Origin of the sequence: Breznakia pachnodae (genome assembly GCF_030814225.1) — a bacterium.
Classification (GTDB): domain Bacteria; phylum Bacillota_I; class Bacilli_A; order Erysipelotrichales; family Erysipelotrichaceae; genus Breznakia; species Breznakia pachnodae.
Map to the genome: position 1 here is coordinate 120,649 of NZ_JAUSUR010000007.1, position 20,894 is coordinate 141,542.

Here is a 20,894-nt window from a genome sequence, read left to right on the forward strand (position 1 = left end):
GTGAAAGCGTTTATGTCGCCTTCACCTTTATCCATAATTCTGCCAATATTTTCTTTATTTCTTCGTTATATCGGAACACTTCATCTAATGGGTAATCACTTCTTGGAATATAAGCATTGTTGCCTTTGAACTCATTTTCCTTTAGTCGTTCAATTACTGATTCAACACTTGAAGTATACCCTACATAAAGTGAATTATTGTAAGCTACTTCTTCTTCCAGATTGTAATTAATGAATTCCTCTGCAAGCAGTGGACATGCACTGTTCTTTGGAATTACCATCGCATCTGACCAGATGTTTGTACCTGACTCTGGTTCATAGTATACCATTGATGGATTTTCATCATGGATATACGTTGCATCACCACTGTACACAACTGCAATATCTTTTTCACCATTGATCATTCCATCAATAACTTCATCAGTTACAAACACTGGAGCATTTTCACTCTTCAGTTCACGTAGCCACTGATATGCTTCATCAATCTCATTTTGATCAGTTGTATTCATTGAATATCCAAGCGCTTTTAAAGCCATCATAAACGAATCACGTTCACTGTCATATACATAGATTCGACCTTTGTATTTTGGATTCTTCAATACATTGAAGCCTTCATTTTCGACATCTTCTTTACTCACTGTTTCACTGTTATATACGATTCCTACACTTCCCCAGAAGTATGGAATACTATACGTATTCTCTGGATCATATGGAAGTTCAAGTACACTAGCAGATAATTTATCATAATTGGTAATCTTATCTAAATCAATTTCACGAAGTAAATCTTCCTGAATCAGACGTTCAATCATATAATCAGAAGGAACTAACACATCATAGCTTTCTCCTCCCAATAGTTTAGTGTACATTTCTTCATTGGATGCAAATACCGAATAGTTTACACTTACATTGTATTTCTCTTCAAAATCAGAAATCGTATCTTCTCCTACATATTCACCCCAGTTAAATACATTTAATGTATTACAGCCATATTCTGCCATTGGGTCAATATCACTTGAACTCTTCGAACGTAAAGAACTCAAACCAAACAATCCAATTGCCAATACAAGTCCACCTACAATAAACACTTTGCGATAGGAAGTATGTGGGTGTTTTTTCTTACGCATTGAAATAATATTCATTACAATTAATGCAACTGTGATTGTTGCAATGATAATTGTTGATAGCGCATTGATGGTAGGGTTTACCCGCTTTGACATCGTATACACCATAATTGAGATATTATTGACTCCATTCCCAGTTACAAAGTACGAAATTACAAAGTCATCAAATGACATCGTAAAGGCAATTAACGCACCAGCCACAATTCCTGGCATTAATTGAGGAATAATAACTTTACGTAACGCATAGAACGGACTTGCACCTAGGTCTAATGCAGCATCTGCCAAGTTTGGATCCAATCTTCGAATCCTTGGCATTACACTCAGCATGACGTAAGGTATACAGAAGGCAATATGTGCCAACAGCAATGTCATAAATCCTTTTTCAATATGTAATGATGTATAAAATAACATCAGTCCAATTGCAGTTACAATATCCGGATTCATAATTGGCAGGTTATTTACCTGCAATACAAATTCTTTTAATAGTTTACGTGACTTGGATAAACCAATACTCGCTAAAGTACCAACGATTGTTGATACTACAGTCGCAATGATGGCAATTACTAAAGTATAGTAAATTGCTTCAATCATTGTTTTATTCGCAAACATCTGCTCATACCATTTTAATGAGAACCCACCAAACTTCGAAAGTGATTTCGAACTATTGAATGAGAATACAATCATATAAATGATTGGCAGATAGAAGAACAGCATTAGTAATCCTAAGAATACTTTTGATCCTAACTTCTTTCTCATAGCGAATCACCGCCATCCTTGTCGAGTCTATTTGTCAGGAACATTGAAATCATAATGATAATTGCCATAATCAAACTGATGGCACTACCAAAGTTCCAATCTCCTGTCGTAATAAAGTAGTTTTCAATTAAGTTACCAATTAACAGCGTTCCTCCACCCAATAACTTCTGAATAAAGAAACTACTAACTGCTGGTAAAAATACAAGAGTAATACCTGAAATAACACCAGGTAATGATAATGGTAAGGTAATACGTCTGAATGTTTCAAAGCGATTTGCTCCTAAGTCATTACTCGCTTCAATCAGACTCTTATCCATTTTCGCTAACGATGCATGAATCTGCAAAATCATAAATGGGACAAAGTTATATACCATCCCCAAAATTACTGCAAACTCCGTATGAATCATATGCACTTTTCCTAATCCAAAGAATCCAAGTAAATGATTAATCACTCCATTGTCACTTAAGATACCAACCCATGCATAGGTGCGCACCAACATGTTGATCCACATTGGTAATGTAATTAATAATATAAAGAATGCATTATGTTTCACATTCATTTTACTAATTAGATATGCTGCTGGATATCCAATCAAAATACAGATAATCGTTGTTACTAATGCAATTCGAAATGAATCAAATAGAACTCCTAAAAATACTGTATCCTGAAAGAAACGAATAAAGTTATCAAATGTGAAGTGAAAAGTAAGTACATCATTTCCCTGTTCACTGATTGCATATAATACAATCAACACCATAGGTATAATCAGAAAGATACTGATCCATACCACATATGGTTGAACTAACCTCTTATAACTCTTCATCCTAGAACCCCATTTTTTCCATTACATGGATGTCTTCTGGAGCAAAATCAAGACCTACATTTGTATCTACCTCTGCACTTCTTGTTGTATGAATTTTAAACTCTCTACCAATTGTAGAGAACGATACTTTATATTTACCTGGTACTAAGTCTTCAATTTCAAAATCGTAATCAATATTAGGAATTTCTACACTTTCATCTGTATCTAAATCCCAACTTACTGCATCTGCCCAAGTTTTTAAATCGGTTTCAAGTGCCTGACTCTCTTCAATTTCATCCATTGTCTTAAAGAAATCAAAAGCAGCAATCCCAATTCGTTTCTTTTCATCCATAACATATTTTTGTTTAACCACAAATATTTCTACGGTTATACTTGTACCTTTACTTGTAGAGAAAGTCACTGGATATGTACCAGCTTCTTTTTGAATATCATATTCAATCTTTGATAGTGACAAGTAATCTTCATCCGCTTCATCCCATGCCTGTGCATCCGCACGTGCAATGATATCATCATCTGTTAATTCATCAATATCCTGAATATCTACATAGAAACTGTTTGCTGAAATATATTCTCCAGCATCTGCATTAAACACTGGTTTCTTGTCATACACCGTCATTGTAACTTCTACATGATTCCCTCTTGCAGTCTCAACAATAATCTCATTGTGCACACCTTTGAACAGCATTGATTTTACTTTACCATTCACTTTTCCTTGTCCGCGTTTCACAATATTAATATCTTCTGGACGAATTACTATATCAACTTCCTGGTTACGTTTAAACCCAAAATCAATACATTCATAGTCATCATCATCAAATGATACCAAGTAATCATCTTTCATAATTCCATCAATGATATTACTTTCACCAATAAAGTTAGCAACATACTCATTCTCTGGTTCATTATAAATATCAGTAGGACTTCCCACTTGCTGAATCTCCCCATCACGCATAACCACAATCTTATCTGACATTGTCAGTGCTTCTTCCTGATCATGTGTAACATAAATAAAGGTAATTCCAACTTCCTGCTGGATTTTCTTTAACTCTAACTGCATCTCTTTACGAAGCTTTAAATCAAGTGCTCCCAAAGGCTCATCCAAAAGCAACACTTTTGGTTCATTTACAAGCGCTCTGGCAATCGCAATCCGTTGTTGTTGACCACCAGACAACTGATCCACTTTACGGTCCTCATAACCTTCTAAATTAACCAGCTTCAACATTCTGGTAACTTTCTGACGAATAACATCATCACTCATCTTCTTAATTTTCAGACCAAAAGCTACATTGTCATATATGTTCATATGTGGAAACAATGCATACTTTTGAAATACTGTATTTAACTCTCTTTTATATGGAGGTAAGTTTGAAATCTCTTCATTATCAAAAATCACATTACCTTCATCCGGGTCAAGAAACCCTCCTAAGATACGTAACAATGTTGTTTTCCCACATCCACTAGGACCCAACAATGTCACAAACTCATTTTCATATATATCTAAATTGATTCCCTTTAATACTAATGTATCATCAAAACTTTTTACTATATTCTTAAATTGAATTAACTTTTTCATTTCCAAATTCCTTTCTTAAAAATTTGGTGGTGAAATAATCCATAAAATTTCTGCTTTATGATCCCCTGTATTTTTCAAGTAATGGGTATGTCTCCCATTTAAATAAAACGTCTCTCCCTTATGCATAATATCTTTTCGACCACCGTTTGTAAGTTCCACTACACCTTCTAAAACATAACCAAACTCCTCACCATCATGGGGCTCAACAACTTGAGACTCGCTATTGGGGGCTAAGGTTAATAAAATTGGTTCCATATCATTCTTTTGTGCATTCGGCACAATGAACTTCGTGGTGGCTCCATCTTTTTCATTAATATAATAATCTTCCTCTCGAAAGATAAATTTATTATTCTTGTCTTCTTTAAAGAAATCACTCAGATTCGTTCCAAGCACTTCTAATATATCGTCTAACGTTGCAATCGATGGAGAGGTAAGATTACGTTCGAGCTGACTTAAAAAACCCTTTGTAAGCTCACTGCGAATCGCCAGTTCTTCAAGAGTTAAATTATTCTTCATTCGTAATTCCTTTATTTTAAGTCCAATATTCATTTGCTCTCCCCCTGTTTAGTAATACTAAACTTTCTTTGATTGTTTATTAAACCATACATAATTATATATTTTTTATCTGAAAATGCAATAGGTTAGAATGGATTTTTTTCACTAATTCATTTTACTAATGTAAAGGTATTAGAAAACAATACTTCAAAGTATAAAAAATACAGTTATTATCAATATAATCTCAAAGTATCGTTTGGTATAAAAATTTGCTATACTTAGATTAGTCCCAATACAAAATATGGAGGATATCGTATGATTCAATTAAAAGAAATAAACAAAGATAATGTAGTAAAGGCATGCTTCTTAACTACAAACAAAGATGGCAAAGCAACTGCTAACGAAGAGTTTGTAGCTGGTAACGCTTTATCGATTGCTCAATCAAAATATGAACCTAACACATTAGTAAAAGCAATTTATGATGATGAAACAATGGTTGGATTTGCAATGTATGGAATTGACGAACACGATGAGTGTTGGATTATCAGATTTATGATTGATCATAAATTTCAAGGCAAAGGTTATGGAAAGAATGCATTTCAACTAATTGTTGACGACATGATTAATCTTTATCACCCTAAAGAAATCAAAATCAGTATTGAACCAGAAAACGCACTTGCGAAGAAATTATATGAGAAGGCAGGATTTGTAGATACCAAAATTATCGAAGATGATGAATTAGTATTACTTTACACATTATAAGAAAAACAACAGTACTCAGAGTTAGTCTGAATACTGTTGTTTTTTTATGTTAAGCTTCGGCTTCAATCGCCTCTGCTTCTGACTCAGTTTCTAGTTTTACCAAGTTCTTCTCATATGTCTTGAAGAATGGATAGTAGATTACCATGTCAATTATAATTAATGCGATAACCAAGAACAATGCTTTGATATCCATTGTTGATAGGAAAGCTCCAAATACAGAAGGCATATTCCAAGATAACATCGCAAATGTTTTTTCTATTACTCCAGTATCTAACAGTATAAATGATATAATCGCATTTACTGTAGATGTTAATAGGAATGGTATAAAGAATAATGGGTTAAGCATTAGTGGAACTCCAAAGATAATTGGTTCAGAGATTCCAAAGAAACTTGGGATAAGTCCAACACCACCAACTGTTTTCAGTTGTTTTGATTTTGAACGAATCAATAATAATGCTAGTGCTAATACTGATCCACATCCACCAATAATTACAAAGTATACCCAGAATGGTGTTGTGAATACTGCTGGTAATGATTCTCCAGCCATATGTGCTGCTGCATTGATTGATAGGTTTCCATCACGAATTGGCCCAAGAATTCCCGCAAGTGCTGCATCATGAATTCCAAAGAACCAGAATAAGTGTACTGCTAAAGTAATTAGAATTGTGAATGGTAAACTATCGGCTGCACTTAATGTTGGCGCAAGATATGTATAAATAAATTGTGGTAATGTCGTTCCTTGTGAATTGAAGATTGCACATACAATAACCATAACAAACATAATTACTACACTAGGTACAAGTGAAGCAAATGTCTCTGAAAGTGATGCTGGAACACTGTCAGGCAATTTGATTCTTCCCCAGTTACGCTGACGCATAAAGTGATAAGCTTCTACTACAAATACTCCAACCATAATTGCTGGCAGTAATCCTTTTCCATCTAAATAACTAATTTCTACTTGTTTTCCAGCCCATCCTAATTCTAAAGGTGTTACCATTAGTAACATAAACCCAAATACAGCTAATAGAATTGGTTGAAATGGTACGATTTTATAATGTTTACATAAGAAGTAAACAATACCAATACAGATATATAATGACATTGCTCCTAATGTAAGAGCATTGATCCATCCAAATAACATTGAGTTGTTATCGGCAAATGCACGCCATGCTAATAAAAATCCGTTGGTTGTATCTTCTGTCACAGGAGCTGCAGTTAACACAGCTACAATCCCTCCTGCTAAAGTAATTGGTAATATTGATATAAAAGCATCACGAATTGCTTTTAAATGTCTTTGTGTACTTAAACGATTTGCGATTGGTAAAATACTTTTCTCAATCATTGCATTTAACTTGTTAAACATTTTTATCCTCCTAAGACTTTCTTAACATCTTCTAACACACCTTTTCCATCCAGTATTCCATATTTCATTGGATTGATTCCTTCTACTGGAATAGAAACTTCTTTTTGAATATTTGGAATCAGATAACGTATTTGTGGTCCAACCAAAATAAGATCCACACCTTCCAAATTATCAAGATATTCTGCTTCTCCGAATGCTACTACATCATATTCCCCATTGCTTGCATCTCTCATTTTCTTCGCAAGCATATTTGTCGACATACCAGCATTACACACTAACATAATCTTTTTCATAGCTCTCTCCTCTTGATGATTTCTCCTTTGCTTGTAATTACATCTTTAAACCAATAATAAGATGCTTTTGGTTTCCTTACTAATCCATTCTTAAAATCTACTGCTACTAATCCATATCTTTTTTCATGTCCATTTTTCCATGAATATAAATCAAATGATGACCATGCATAATAACCTCTGATATCTGCTCCCATATCTCTTGCATTCATAAGTGCATTGATATGGTCATTCATAAATGAAATTCGATAATCGTCATTCACTTGATCTACACTGACATCCTCACGAACTCCAACTCCATTTTCTGTTACATAGATTGGAACATTATATTTTTTATATGCTTTTAATAAACCATCCTGTAATCCTTTTGGATAAATTTCGGTATCCCACTGTGTAAATTCACTGTTAGGATCTTTGACTTGTTCAAACCAGTTTTTGATTAAGATTTTACTTTCGCCTTTTTTACCAGTATGGTTGAATATCAACTGTGTTTCACCAGTTGTATATGGTTTTACTAGCGCTCTTGCATAGTAGTTTAATCCAATATAATCAACTGTAAACTTTTTAATAATTCTTAATTCTTCTGCTTTTATAAAACTAATATCATAATCTTTTGATAAGCGAGTAATTAAATCAATTGGAAACTCTCCTAATACTGCTGTATCCAACACCCAGTTATTACTGTAGTTATCTGCATTACGCATTGCAATTTGCGTTTCAATTGTATCATCTACTCCATCAATTGGTGTATAACTGTGAACAACTCCAATTTCACCTTTGTATCCACCCTCTCTAAATACTTTTACTCCCAAAGCTGATGCATACATTACATTGTAAGCTGCAATCATTGTCTTCTGTACATCATGAAGACATGGAGGATAGTTACCAATAAAGTAACCATTTACAACAAACCATTTTGGTTCATTGAATGTTGTCCAATACGTTACTTGATCACCAAAGTTATCAAAACAGACTTTAGCGAAATGAGCAAATGCATCACATACACCATGGTCTAACCAACCACCTGTGTCTTCCCAGTATTGAGGTAAGTCCCAGTGGTATAGTGTTACAAATGGTTCAATTCCATATTCATGACAAGTAGCCAATAACTTCTTGTAGAATGCGATTCCTTTTTCGTTTACATCACCTTCACGGTTTCTAATGATACGTGGCCATGACAGAGAGAAACGGTAAGAATTTTGTCCCCCTTCTTTCATCATTCTGATATCTTCTTCAAAACGATGATAATGATCACTTGCTACATCACCATTTTCTAAGTTTTCATCATGTAGATATCGATCCCACATTGATTCTACTTTTCCATCTTCATCCCATGCACCTTCACATTGGTAAGACGCTGTAGCTCCTCCCCATAAGAATTTATCCATTGTTATCACCAAACCTTTCATACATTTCTATCATTTCACCAATCAGGTCTACTGCTATCTGTGAACTAGATACATGATCTTCAGCATGCATCAGTAATAAATCTACAATTACTTCTTCTTCTGTAAACTTCTGCAGCAGTTTCGCATGTTCCTTCTGTGCAATCACAATCTCTGTTCTTGCTTCTTTAATTCCTGCTTTTCCTTTTTCAATATCTCCACCTTTTACATCACGCAAAGCTTCATATGCTGATGACCTTGCATTGCCACTGTGTAAGATAATTTGGAAAGACTCTAACTCAAACTTCGACATTTACATCCTCCTTGCTAATTTCATTATATAAATCAACCTAATAAAAGAAAAATATCTTTTTGCCGTTACTCTAAGGTAAAAAGATATTTACTATTGAAAACTTAAGAATAGCTTTAGGAAATCATCATAAGATTTCGTATGTAACAGCACTCTTACCTTTCCTACATCCTCCAACAAAGATACCAGCACTTCATATAGTTTTGATAGATTTTTCTGGTCATTTGATAATGAGAACATAAAAATCATTTGTACACTTTGTTCTCCCCACGTAACAGGTTCCTTCAAGGTTGCAACTGCAATCCCACTTTTCAGAGCAATCTTTTCAACAGGATGGGGTATTGCAAAATCACCACCAAATGCAGTTGGTGCAATTGACTCGCGTTTCATTACCGAAGCAATATAACGCTCATCCGTATACCCTTCCTTTTGTAATGCAGAACATAAAAACTTAATAATCTCATCTTTATTTTTCATATCTAATTGTGAAAAGAAAAGATTTGGGTTGAACATCTGCTCCAACTCTTTCAGTCCTTCCATCTCACGACGATTTTCTTTATGTAGTATCTGATTAATTTCATCAATCTCACTCTCAGTTATAAAATTAGAACACTGATAAATTGGTATTTTTGCCTCTGCATGCAGTGGAAATGTTGTAAGAATTAAATCCGCTTCTCCATCTTTAATTTCTTCCACACGTAAATAAGAGTGGGTTTCAACTTTAATATTAGGTGAAATTCGATTATGAATTTTCTGCGTAATATAACGCGAAGATGATAATCCATTTGGATTAATTAAAATAATCTTCTCACTCGTTAAACTCATTTTCTCTACTACACACATTAAGTGTAAACTAATATATCCAATCTCATCTTCTGATAAACGAATATTCAAACGTTCCTGAATCTTTAATGACATATAAACACTCATATCATAAATCAGAGGAAAGTGAGCACGAATCTCATCAATTAATGGATTCTTTAGATATTTATTTTGCTCTGCACGATGTGTAAGTGAGATTAAATGAATCAATAGATTTTGTTTAAAGTCATTATCTTCTCTTAGATCAACCTGATAAAACTCCAATATTTCTTCTAGTATTGTATCAATAAAACTACGGAACTTTTGTTGCTCATCATAGTTTTCATCCTGCACTGTGATCTTACTAAAAAAGATAGACTGTAAATAATTGCGTTCACTTTCTGGTAATTCAATATGAATATAATCTTCAATTACATCACAAAACCGTTCGCACTGACTTTGGTCAACTGCCTCCACCTTCGTCTTTACAAACTTATTCAAGAAGTTTCCACTATGAACACGATCAATCATAATTCCCAGATGCAGAATTAGTGATACCATTGCAATATCACTCACCTGAATCTTTTCACTGCGTAAAAACTGTAATACTCTTTGTTTCAAATCAACAATATTACAGTATTTAAAATAAGATACATAATTATTAAAGTTAAAATCATACTCTTCTATTTCATTGATTAAAAAATAGGTAGTGATTTCACGTTTCTTTTTCTCATCACCTTCCAGTGATAATTTATTACTGCGACGTTGAATCTTCAATCCTTCATAACGTTGCATAATTGTTTTGTTTAATTCCTTAATATCTTTTTCCAGAGTAGATTCGCTAATATAGTATTGATCAGCAAGTGCATAAAAATCTGCCATCTTATGTGACAGTATATGCTTCAGTATTAAAATCTGACGTTTTGCTGGTACGCTTTCACTAAACTGTAGTAATTCACTTCCCTTTATACGATCAACGATCTTATACCCTTTTCCTTTATATGACTCAATTAGTGGATATTGCACACTACTTTTAATACTGGCTATTTCATTACGGACTGTTTTCTCGCTCGCTGAGAGTTGTTGTGCAAGATCACTTGCACTCATATAGTCTTTGGCATTCATTAGAATGCGTAAAAGTTTCTCTTGTCGTCTTGTAATTGTGGCCATGAAATCCCTCTTTCAAAATATTATTTATCTATTATTCTTCAAATAATAACTTCACCTGATTCATACTTGTAATCTTTTGAAATGTCATTTGCATTACTGGACCAATTGTAAAGATTGCAACAATCGGACCTAATGATATAGTTCCTCCCATAAGAACACCAAATATAAGCAATAAAAAATCTCCTGCACTTCTAAGTTTCCCAATCGCAATATTCGCTTTCTTGTGTATCAGAAAAATACAGGCGTCATAGGTTGATCTACCCAAATCAGCACTTGCATAAATAGCAACACCAACTGCCAGACCTAATAACCCTACTAACATTAGAATTATTTCTGCTGCAAATGGAAGATCAGCAATAGTGACACTTAACACCAAATCGGTAAAATATCCAACCAACAATGGTGACAGAATCGTTCCTATACCAATCTGTGAACGATCAAAAAACAAAGGAGGTATTAACATCAATAATGCAATTACCATATTTGCTGTTCCTAGAGTAATTGAGAATGTATCTGAAAAACCTTCCCATAAAACCGCCAATGGATCAGCCCCCAGTGTTGATTGAACTGCTACTCCAACTCCTATTCCCATTAATGATGATCCTACTACGACCATCATTAATCGTATAAACATCTTCTTTGAACATATACTTTTTGTATTTAACATTTATTCCATAACTTCTAGCTATAACTAGCTAATTTCCTTTCTGCTTTCCTACTTCTATATTTTATCATGAAAAGTTTCTATTCTCCGTAATCTTTTGCCACTTCTCTAAGGTAATCTATAATAAAAGAAGAATCCAATATCAATCAGATTCTCCTTATTATTGTTATTCAGGTTTTTTCTTACCGCATTCGCCGCAGAACTTTCCTTTATTTTCGTGTCCACATTCACATGTCCACTTGTCATCTCTTGCTTCTCCACACTCACTACAGAATTTCCCTGTATTCATGTGTCCACATTTTTTACATTTCCATTCTTCATTAGGAGCTTGCGCTTTTTCAATAAATGGCTCTGCATCAGATGCAGTCTGTTGTGCATTATTTTCAAAGAATGGGCTGTTTTCTTGAGGATTGGTACCTTCAAACATATTACCAGTATTCATTCCACCAGCTTGTTGTGCAAATCCCATTCCTAGGAATCCTTGCATTGCTCCACCTTCGTTGTCAGCTGCTTTCTCCATTGCACTTGCTTGTGCTTCTGCTAAACGACCCGCTGCTACACGTTGATCTGACATCATGATAGCATCATCGATTTTTTCCATTCTTGCACGTGATTCATCATCTGGTGTTACCTTTTCAATTGCAACAGACGAAACTACGATACCTCTGTTTTCACGCCACTCATCATCCAATGAGTCATTCATGAATTTTGCGATTTCCATTTGTTTCTTTGGTAAATCATTGTATTGGTAATTTTGATCACTACATTTTGCAATTGCTGTATCTAATGCATTCACAAACTCTGCTTGTGATTGTTGCATCAATTCTGCTTTTGTATATGTATTTGTTACATTACCAGCTACATTTGTATAGAAACGAATTGGATCCTCAATCTTAATTGTATATTGTCCAAAATAACGGATATAAATTCCACGGTATGTTGGATCTTTATATGGCATTGGTGTCGCTGTACCAAACTTGTTATCAAAGATTTCCTTTAAGTTAATAAAGTATACTCTTTGGTCTTTTGCAGGTGTACCACCAGCAACAAAACGTTTTCCAAAGATACCAAATGATTCTTTTAATCCTTTAAATCCACCAGTTAATAAACTTGGTTCTGTTGATTCATCCCAAGTAAAACGTCCTGGTTCCATTGTAAATTCTACTACTTTTCCATCTTCAACGATCAACATTCCTTGACCTTCGTTTACGGCAATACCTGATCCATTTGTAATAATGTTTGGACTTCCTTTAGTATTGCTTCCACTTGTTACTACTTTTTGACCCTTTTGCATTAACACATCATTTGATAATGCCTCACAGTAGAAATACTCTGCCCATTGATCTGCTAATGTCGTTCTTGCTGAATCAACAGCTGCTCTAATTAATCCCATGCTTAATTCCTCCTTAACGCTTTGTAAGCACCATATTTATTTAATACCCATCCATATTCACCGCTTGTGATTACGGACTTACAATATTCACATTCCCCGCTTTCACTCACTTCTATTTCAGCACCACAATTTGGACATACTTTTAAATTCAACTCGTGGTCTGTTTTCGTTTTTATACCAGCTTTTCTAATAAACTGCAAATAATAAGAACGCTTATACACTGTTGTCTTATCACCTTGAATAACAGCACCTGTCTGATCATCAATTGTATAATCGATACAAGTGGCATTCAGTCTAATAATCAATACTTCCTGATCTCCATCTACATAGAAATCGGCAAGTTCTACTGAACGTACATCTTGGTCATCCAGTATGTTTGTTTTTCCTTGATCAATATACTCCTGTAATTGTTTACGGTGTGTATTAAACAAACTGTTACTTTCAAATGTACGAATCGATTTCCAGTCCTTTGCTTCCCATGCTTCCTGTAAATTAATATATAATTCAGTAGCATTCTGTTTAAAACTCATCACTGAGAAATCTGGATCCACTGCAATAATCTTATTGATTGTTCCTTGTTCATCAATTGCATTTGTATTGAAGCGCGAACCTGAACCAGAAGTATTTACATTTCTTGTAGTTCTTCTTGTTTTATTTCCTTTTGCATAAATGACCAGTATTATTCCAGGTACATATATACATAACATCAGTATTGCAGTTGATGTTGAGAATGAGCCTCCTCCGCCACTGCTACTGGAATAATCATTGTCATCATAATCCCAACTGGAACCACTATCCCAATCGGAACCACCCCAGTCAGAACCTCCATCATCAAATCCTCCAGAGTTTCCTACTTCGGCACTAATTGGCGCACTAAACCAGAATCCCAGCAATAATAGAATCGCACCAATCTTTAATTTCTTACCACGCACCATACTTATTCAATACCCATCCATATTTACCATTCGTAATAACGGAATGACAGTATTCACACTCTCCACTAGAAGTGACCTGAGTAGGTGCACCACAGTTAGGACAGTTGGTTGGGTTTAATCCTGTATCACTATCTGTCTTTACGCCCACACTACGAATAAATTCAAATCGATAATAACGTTCCTGCAAACGATTTTGATCTCCATCAATTACCTTTCCAGTATTATCATCAGTTGTATAATCAACACAGAAAGCATGTAAACGAACAGTTAATACTTCCTGGTCTCCATCAATATGATAATTTGTTAATTCTACTTTTCTTACATCCTGACGATCCAGATGGTTTGTCCATCCTTTGTCTATATGTTCCTGTAACTGACGATTATGCATATTAAACAATGCATTACTTTCAAATGGTCGTACAGCTTTCCAATCTCTTGCTTCCCAAGCTTCTTGGAGTGTTATATAAAGTTCACCAACGAATCCACGGAATTTTTCCGCTGAAAAGTTTGGGTCTTGTTCTTTTATCTTTTCTATTGTGCTTGTTTCATTAACCGGCGATGATGACTGATATGGGGTACCATTTCCTTGATATCCACGATTATTGTTTCTACCTTTATTCTGTGAATAAAGTTTCACTACAATAATAATGATAATAAAGATAATTAGTCCTGGAGTACCACCTAGGTAAATGAAACTACCAAGGCCACCAAATCCTCCACCACTACTACTTCCTCCGCCGCTGCTTCCACCAAAACCACCAGAGTTCCCTACCTCTGCTGCAATTGGCGAGTTTATAAGCATGAGTGTTACAATAAACACCATACAAAACAATGCCAGCTTTTTATATTTTCTCATAAAACCTCCTGTATTTATTCTACCACATTCCACTATACTTTTTATATTAGTTTTCAGCATAATAAGCAAAAAGAAAAGGTAAGCATTTGCCTACCTCTGTATTTCTTGTATTGCCGTATTGAGCCAAGTCTCATCCATTAGGAAGTAATATAGTTCCTGACCATAATAATCATCATATAAGTATGCATCCTGACCTTCTGCTACTTCCTGTGTAAATTCAAAATCATGAAATGCCATATCACTATAGCCAAAAATTTTCCATAAATCAACATTGGTATCACTAATTGATTCTACATCCTGATAGAAACTATACATTCCCATCACTCCAGAACCTTTCACCTTGGAAATCATCGCTTTGATGACTTCCTGTTGACGTGCTGCACGAAATAAATCGCTGTCACTTTTACGATGACGAGAATAAGCCAAAGCCATTCCACCATCCATCTGAACCGTTACTCCCTCTTCGAAGCAGTAACTACCATCTTCATCACTTTCATTCATTTCACAGAATGTTGCTGTTGGAGTCAGTTCAATACCACCTATTGAATCTACTAACTCAATCATCTTTCCAAAATCCACTTCTATATAATATTCGAAATCTGTTTCAAACAGAAATTCCATTGTTTCTATCGTACCCTCTATACCACCATATGCATATGCATGAGTGATTTTATCTTGTCTTCCCTCACTTGGAATATACACATAAGAATCTCTGGGAACCGAAATAAGATTAACCGTTTTATGATTTTCATCAACATGAGCAACCATCAGTGAATCACTGCGAGATACCTCATCGCCTTCTCTTGCATCGATCCCAATGATAACTACGTTTAGATTACCTGTTTGGGAAACTTTAAATTTATATAGACCATAACCACAAAGGGCTAATACTATTAGAACAATTATAATATTTCTAGTGACTTTAAAAAGGCGCTTCATTCTATAAGCCTTGTTTTATAAAGTCAATTAATTGTGGTTTTGCTTGGAATCCCACTGTTGTTGCAATTGCATCACCATTTTTAAACAACATTAATGTTGGAATTGACATTACATTGAACTTTTGTGCGATTGCTGGATCATTATCCACGTTCAATTTCACAATTGTTACATTGTCCATTTCATTTGAAACTTCTTCTAAAATTGGACTTTGCATCTTACAAGGACCACACCAATCAGCATAGAAATCCACTAATACTAATTCACCTTTTAGTGTTTCTTCAAATTCACTTCCACTTACTATTTTCATAATATTTCCTCCTTCTCTATCAGAAAATTAATTATACCATCTTCATCGCATGTGCCACATTCATATGCACACGCATCTTTTACATTTTGCATTGCATTACCCATCGCTACACTGTTTTTCACAACACCCAGCATCGATAAATCATTTTCTCCATCACCGAAGACAACTACTTCATCTTCATTAAATTCTTCTTGTTCCATGACTTTCTTTAATGCATTACCTTTACTGACACTGGCAGGACCAATTTCTAACCAAGAGGTTAAAGGTCGTCCAAACCATAAATCTTCTTTAAAGGAATGCCTGCTCATATCCTCATATATATCTGAGATAATATCAACATCATCAAACACGCAGATTTTATTAATGGGCTCACTCACTTCATCAATACTTTCTACTTCAAAGAACTGTCGATTTCTTAGTCCTTCCATATTACTGTTCCTAACAACATAACGACTCGTAGTTTCATTTGGAGCCAATATGACAAATACATTTTCTTCTGCCATAACTAGTATTTCTACTTGTTTATCACGAAGATATTCAACGGCTTCTTTCGCCTCAGCTATGTTCATGCGTCGAATGAGCTCATAAGTATTTTTTTCATAATCATAAATCCCAACCCCATTGGCTTCAATTATCTTTCCACCACTCTTGTCAGCATTTATCATCTGCGCATACTCAGCCATTCGTTTATACGTTCGACCACTCGCTAAAATCAATTTCACACCCTTATCTGCAAAAGAGCGTAAACCAGTAACTGTTTTCTCACTGATTGTCTTTTCACTGTTCAGTAGTGTTCCATCTAAATCCATACATATTGCTTTTATCATGTTACCTCCATTACTAACGATTATATCACTTACACATCAATAGTTCTACAAATTTGCCATAAGGCAAGAAAAGCCATTCACATAAATGAATGGCTTATTTCTATTTTAAATTAGCTGCTGCAGCTTCATCTACAAACACTGTAACATCAGCGTGTTTTTGTAGGATTGATGCTGGCATTGATTCAGTAACTGGTCCATTAACCATTGCTGCTACTGCTTCTGCTTTATTTTCTCCAGTTGCAATCAATAAAATTCTTTTTGATTTCATGATTGTTGCAATTCCCATTGAAATTGCTTTCTTAGGAACTAAGTTAGCATCATTGTCAAAGAATCTTGCATTGTCTTCAATTGTCTTTTCATCTAAATCCACAATGTGAGTAAGTGAGTCAAAAGAAGTTCCTGGTTCATTGAAACCAATGTGTCCATTTCTTCCTATACCCAATACTTGTAAGTCAATACTTACATCGCTCATTGCTGCTTCATAAGCATCACAATCTGCTTGTGTATCACCAAATGGAAGATGTGTGTTATCTTCTTGAATATCAATGTGATCAAATAATTCTTTGTGCATAAAACTTGAATAACTTTCAGGGTGATTTTTATCAATCCCTACATATTCATCTAAGTTAAATGAAATTACATTCTTGTAACTTAAGTTTCCTGCTTTATAGTCAGCAATCATTTCACCATATAATCCAATTGGACTAGATCCTGTTGCCAACCCTAATACTGCATTAGGCTTATTTGCTACCACATCTTTTAATAGCTCATATGCTTTTTTTGCAACTTCTTGTTTGTCTTTACATACAATTACGTTCATGTCTAAACTCCTTTTCCTTAATTAATGTATTATTTCTTATCATACAAATCCAAGAAACTAACTTCTTTCTCGTCATCGTAATAAGCGATAACCTTATCTAAATTTACATTACTGACACTATGGAAGATATTGCTATCGATAAAAGGATTAATCTTCTTATAATGAGCGATCAATTCTTTTATTTCCTTACGCTTACTTGTGCTTTCTTTGGCATTGTCATCATTGTCTGCCGTAAAGCGACAAGCGCATTGTAGGAACTCAAGTTCATTATACACTTTCCAGTGCAAAATGTCCTCTTCTTTCATCAAATATAATGGGCGAATTAACTCCATTCCTTCAAAATTCTGAGAATGTAGTTTTGGCATCATTGTACGAATCTCTCCTGCATAGAACATATTCATCACAATGGTCTCAATCACATCATCATAATGATGTCCAAGTGCTATTTTATTACAACCTAATTCTTGGGCAAAACGATACAGATAACCACGTCTCATTCTTGCACACAAGTAACAAGGATTCTTATCAATATTTTCTACTGTTTCAAAAATCTGACTACTGAAGATCTGAATTGGTAGATTTAATTTCTTCGCATTTTCCTGAATCATCTCTAAGTTACTTTCATGATACCCTGGATCCATCACCAGATACTTCACTTCAAAAGGTGTTGTCGTAAATCGTGAAAGGATATCAAAACATTTTGCCATCAGCATACTATCTTTTCCACCAGATATACAAACTGCAATTACATCATTTTCCTGTATCAAATCATAATCACGAATTGCTTTCATAAACTTTGAGAAGATTTGTTTTCGATAGGTTTTTAAAATACTATTTTCTATTGTTTGTTTCATAAATCACCTTTTTGCTATGCCATTATATCATACTTGATATATTAGTGAAACCAAGAGAAAGGATGGAAGTTTCTTCCATCCTCTATCTGATAGTTTGAAACAATGAACTTATCTACTCTAGTACTTGTTTCTCATTACGTCATATCAATCGCTTATATCCATTTGCCAGATATAAGTGGTGAACACAAACTTGGAATTTTGGGTGTTCATCCTGATTTCTAATTGAATGATTTTTGGTATCCTCACCTATTGCTGCCTGTCATTTTCAAACAATAAATGTAGAATGTTCTGTGTAGTTATTGTTGCGGCAATCCCTACAGCTACTTCGTTTTCTTACTGACTAAATAAATAAGAGAAACAAGTACTACAGTAGACAAGTAAAATATAAAAAAGGCAAGATAACAAAAAACACATCTTCGTGTGATTTCGCTAGTCTTGCCTGCATTATCAGTTACAATCCAACCTTATCTATTTACTTGTACTTACATTTTACCACTTATTTCACTTATGTCAATACTAATTCACACAATTTAAACACATTTCATTTCTTACAATACTTCAAATAAAACGGTTTTTTTGGAATCACTTAATGCATCGATTTTAAAGTTCGAAAACGAGTGAAATTGACTGTTTAATACAACTACAGGAACTACGACTGTTTCATCTGAAGCCGCAAGTTTATCAAAGTCAAAACTGATTACCAAATCACCTTTTTTAACTCTTTCTCCTACTTTAATGTGGCTTTCAAATACATCTTCGCTCCCGTTGGTGTTTAAACCGACATGAACTAACAATTCTACATTAGCATCTAACTTCATCCCAATTGCATGTCTTGCTCTTGAAATTGTTGTCACAATTCCATCGGCTGGGGCATAAACCATATTGTCTGTAGTTTCAATTGCTACACCTTCGCCTACCATGCGTCCTGAGAATACTGGATCATTTACCTGATCCAAGCTAATAACCTTTCCATCCATTGGTGAGTATACCTTTGTTTTTCTGTTACGATTAAAAATTGAACCAAACATAGAATACCTCTTCCTCCTAATTTTTATGCTATAGGAATTCTATATGTTTGTCAACTCAATCTATCAAACTACTTTCTTGTAGATGCAATTGACATCCATTTTCATCCTACCTTATAATAAAGGAAATGGCTTATCAATAAGGGGGAGTAGCTATGAAGACATATCAACGGTATGCGCAGAGCTTATTACTGCCTCTGCTATTAATACCTATTATTTTTATGCTTGCAGAGTTTGCAACTTTTCTTGATCAGAACTTTAATAATTCTATTGCCTATTTCCTTATTCAATTAAAGGATTTTTATTTATCATATTTACCACTGTTGTTTGCTGCCAGTGTTTCTTTTTTCTTTTCCAGAAGAATGGATGGAACTAACATTTTAAGTGGTATATTAGCCTATATTATTATTACAAACATTCTATCTGAAAAGACATTAACTTTAGCATTTGAACCAGCTGCCTTCACATTGGATTCATCATTCTTATTAATCCATAATTCTTTTATTGGAATTATGTGTGGGGTTATCTCAGCGATTCTTTATAATCGATTCTCAACGGTTCAGTTACCTCAAGGTCTGGCTTTCTTTAGTGGAAAACGTCTTGTACCAATTGTCACTGGATTTGTAATGATTGGTACAGGAATGCTATTTTATCTGATATGGCCTCCATTTGTACGAATGGTACATTCTTTTGTGAATGCATTACTATCCTTATCAATCATAGGTGATGGGTTGTTTACCGCGTTCTATACTCTGGTTACACCAATTGGTTTATCATCAATTATGGAGATGCCAGATAATCTAAATTCTTTTATTCAATCGATATCAATGTTTATTGTACCAACCACACTAGCTGTCGTTTACTTTCATATCAATGATAAATATCGTAAAGAATATACAATTATTATTTTATTCACATTACTTAGTGCATTAGTCAAAGGACCAACGATTTTATTTGAAGTCGTATTACTTCTAATTCATCCACTTTTTTTATTGATTCATATACTATTACTGAGCTTACTTGTGGTAATATGTAATGGAGCGAATTTCAGTATCTGGATGAGTGGTGGAATCGCTGCACTTTTATATCTTAGTTGTATGATGTTGCTGATTACTAAAAAACCACAATACTTTAGTTTCAATATGAATCGAAGTAACAGCTTAAGCCTTGAAGAAACCAAACAAATATTTGAAGCATTTGGTGGAATTGAGAATATTATTACAATAAAAGATAATGGAAAGAAAGTAGAAATTTATGTTGTCGACAAACTATATGTCGACACATCATTAATTACAACATTGGGATATCAGACACCGAAGATAAAAGAAGCTAATGAGTATGTCTGGGAAGTGATCAATTCAAAAGTAATTGCAGATTCATTAAGGGAATTACATCAAAAAGAACTGCAAGCATTAATTTTGTAGG

Annotated in this window: 21 protein-coding genes; 2 read left to right on the forward strand and 19 right to left on the reverse strand. The window is 34.3% G+C overall.

What is annotated here, in order from left to right:
- Positions 1-10 precede the first annotated feature (10 nt).
- The 4 genes from J2S15_RS16655 to J2S15_RS16670 are packed head-to-tail and all read right to left on the reverse strand — an operon-like array spanning position 11 to position 4,822.
- Positions 11-1,876, reverse strand: coding sequence for an extracellular solute-binding protein (locus tag J2S15_RS16655; protein WP_307410368.1), 1,866 nt, complete (start codon positions 1,874-1,876; stop codon positions 11-13).
- Positions 1,873-2,700, reverse strand: a complete 828-nt coding sequence (locus J2S15_RS16660; RefSeq protein WP_307410370.1) for an ABC transporter permease — start codon at positions 2,698-2,700, stop codon at positions 1,873-1,875. The genes J2S15_RS16655 and J2S15_RS16660 overlap by 4 nt, the downstream gene beginning before the upstream one ends.
- A 1-nt stretch (position 2,701) precedes the next feature.
- Entirely contained in the window at positions 2,702-4,273 is a 1,572-nt protein-coding gene (locus tag J2S15_RS16665) for an ABC transporter ATP-binding protein (RefSeq protein WP_307410372.1), read from the reverse strand.
- 15 nt (positions 4,274-4,288) lie between these two features.
- Positions 4,289-4,822, reverse strand: coding sequence for a helix-turn-helix domain-containing protein (locus tag J2S15_RS16670; protein ID WP_307410374.1), 534 nt, complete (start codon positions 4,820-4,822; stop codon positions 4,289-4,291).
- Between the two features lie 261 nt (positions 4,823-5,083).
- Here J2S15_RS16670 and J2S15_RS16675 point away from each other — a divergent pair, with 261 nt between their 5' ends.
- Positions 5,084-5,530, forward strand: a complete 447-nt coding sequence (locus tag J2S15_RS16675; RefSeq protein ID WP_307410376.1) for a GNAT family N-acetyltransferase — start codon at positions 5,084-5,086, stop codon at positions 5,528-5,530.
- 49 nt (positions 5,531-5,579) lie between these two features.
- Here J2S15_RS16675 and J2S15_RS16680 read toward each other — a convergent pair whose 3' ends face one another.
- The 15 genes from J2S15_RS16680 to J2S15_RS16750 form a co-directional block, all read right to left on the reverse strand.
- Complete coding sequence (locus J2S15_RS16680) at positions 5,580-6,893, reverse strand: PTS sugar transporter subunit IIC (RefSeq protein WP_307410378.1); 1,314 nt, start codon at positions 6,891-6,893, stop codon at positions 5,580-5,582.
- Positions 6,894-6,895: 2 nt separating this feature from the next.
- On the reverse strand, positions 6,896-7,186 hold the full coding sequence (locus J2S15_RS16685) for a PTS sugar transporter subunit IIB (protein ID WP_307410380.1): 291 nt from the start codon (positions 7,184-7,186) through the stop codon (positions 6,896-6,898).
- The gene (locus tag J2S15_RS16690; protein ID WP_307410382.1) at positions 7,183-8,571 is read right to left on the reverse strand and encodes a glycoside hydrolase family 1 protein; all 1,389 of its coding nucleotides are present in this window, start codon (positions 8,569-8,571) and stop codon (positions 7,183-7,185) included. The genes J2S15_RS16685 and J2S15_RS16690 overlap by 4 nt, the downstream gene beginning before the upstream one ends.
- The gene (locus J2S15_RS16695) at positions 8,564-8,881 is read right to left on the reverse strand and encodes a PTS sugar transporter subunit IIA (protein WP_307410384.1); all 318 of its coding nucleotides are present in this window, start codon (positions 8,879-8,881) and stop codon (positions 8,564-8,566) included. The genes J2S15_RS16690 and J2S15_RS16695 overlap by 8 nt, the downstream gene beginning before the upstream one ends.
- A gap of 90 nt (positions 8,882-8,971) precedes the next feature.
- Positions 8,972-10,849 carry a BglG family transcription antiterminator gene (locus J2S15_RS16700; RefSeq protein WP_307410385.1) on the reverse strand — a complete coding sequence of 626 codons (1,878 nt, stop codon included), beginning with the start codon at positions 10,847-10,849 and terminating at the stop codon, positions 8,972-8,974.
- A 31-nt stretch (positions 10,850-10,880) separates the two neighbouring features.
- The gene (locus J2S15_RS16705) at positions 10,881-11,516 is read right to left on the reverse strand and encodes a YczE/YyaS/YitT family protein (protein WP_307410387.1); all 636 of its coding nucleotides are present in this window, start codon (positions 11,514-11,516) and stop codon (positions 10,881-10,883) included.
- A 163-nt stretch (positions 11,517-11,679) separates the two neighbouring features.
- A complete protein-coding gene (locus J2S15_RS16710; RefSeq protein WP_307410389.1) occupies positions 11,680-12,906 on the reverse strand; it encodes an SPFH domain-containing protein in 1,227 nt (408 codons plus the stop codon).
- A 2-nt stretch (positions 12,907-12,908) separates the two neighbouring features.
- Positions 12,909-13,841: a Tim44 domain-containing protein gene (locus J2S15_RS16715; RefSeq protein WP_307410392.1), complete on the reverse strand. Its 933-nt coding sequence runs from the start codon at positions 13,839-13,841 to the stop codon at positions 12,909-12,911.
- Positions 13,828-14,697: a TIM44-like domain-containing protein gene (locus J2S15_RS16720; RefSeq protein ID WP_307410394.1), complete on the reverse strand. Its 870-nt coding sequence runs from the start codon at positions 14,695-14,697 to the stop codon at positions 13,828-13,830. Before J2S15_RS16720 ends, J2S15_RS16715 begins: the two co-directional genes overlap by 14 nt.
- Positions 14,698-14,787: 90 nt before the next feature.
- Entirely contained in the window at positions 14,788-15,636 is an 849-nt protein-coding gene (locus J2S15_RS16725) for an LCP family protein (protein ID WP_307410396.1), read from the reverse strand.
- A 1-nt stretch (position 15,637) separates the two neighbouring features.
- Positions 15,638-15,943, reverse strand: coding sequence for a thioredoxin (gene trxA, locus J2S15_RS16730; protein WP_307410397.1), 306 nt, complete (start codon positions 15,941-15,943; stop codon positions 15,638-15,640).
- A complete protein-coding gene (locus J2S15_RS16735) occupies positions 15,940-16,770 on the reverse strand; it encodes an HAD family hydrolase (RefSeq protein WP_307410399.1) in 831 nt (276 codons plus the stop codon). The genes trxA and J2S15_RS16735 overlap by 4 nt, the downstream gene beginning before the upstream one ends.
- Before the next feature lie 100 nt (positions 16,771-16,870).
- The gene (nagB, locus tag J2S15_RS16740) at positions 16,871-17,590 is read right to left on the reverse strand and encodes a glucosamine-6-phosphate deaminase (RefSeq protein ID WP_307410400.1); all 720 of its coding nucleotides are present in this window, start codon (positions 17,588-17,590) and stop codon (positions 16,871-16,873) included.
- Positions 17,591-17,619: 29 nt separating this feature from the next.
- Entirely contained in the window at positions 17,620-18,444 is an 825-nt protein-coding gene (locus tag J2S15_RS16745; RefSeq protein WP_307410402.1) for a tRNA 2-thiocytidine biosynthesis TtcA family protein, read from the reverse strand.
- A gap of 548 nt (positions 18,445-18,992) precedes the next feature.
- A complete protein-coding gene (locus tag J2S15_RS16750; protein WP_307410404.1) occupies positions 18,993-19,472 on the reverse strand; it encodes a PTS sugar transporter subunit IIA in 480 nt (159 codons plus the stop codon).
- Positions 19,473-19,624: 152 nt separating this feature from the next.
- On the opposite strand from J2S15_RS16750, the gene J2S15_RS16755 reads away from it, so the two are divergent.
- Positions 19,625-20,893, forward strand: a complete 1,269-nt coding sequence (locus J2S15_RS16755) for a PTS transporter subunit EIIC (protein WP_307410406.1) — start codon at positions 19,625-19,627, stop codon at positions 20,891-20,893.
- Position 20,894 lies beyond the last annotated feature (1 nt).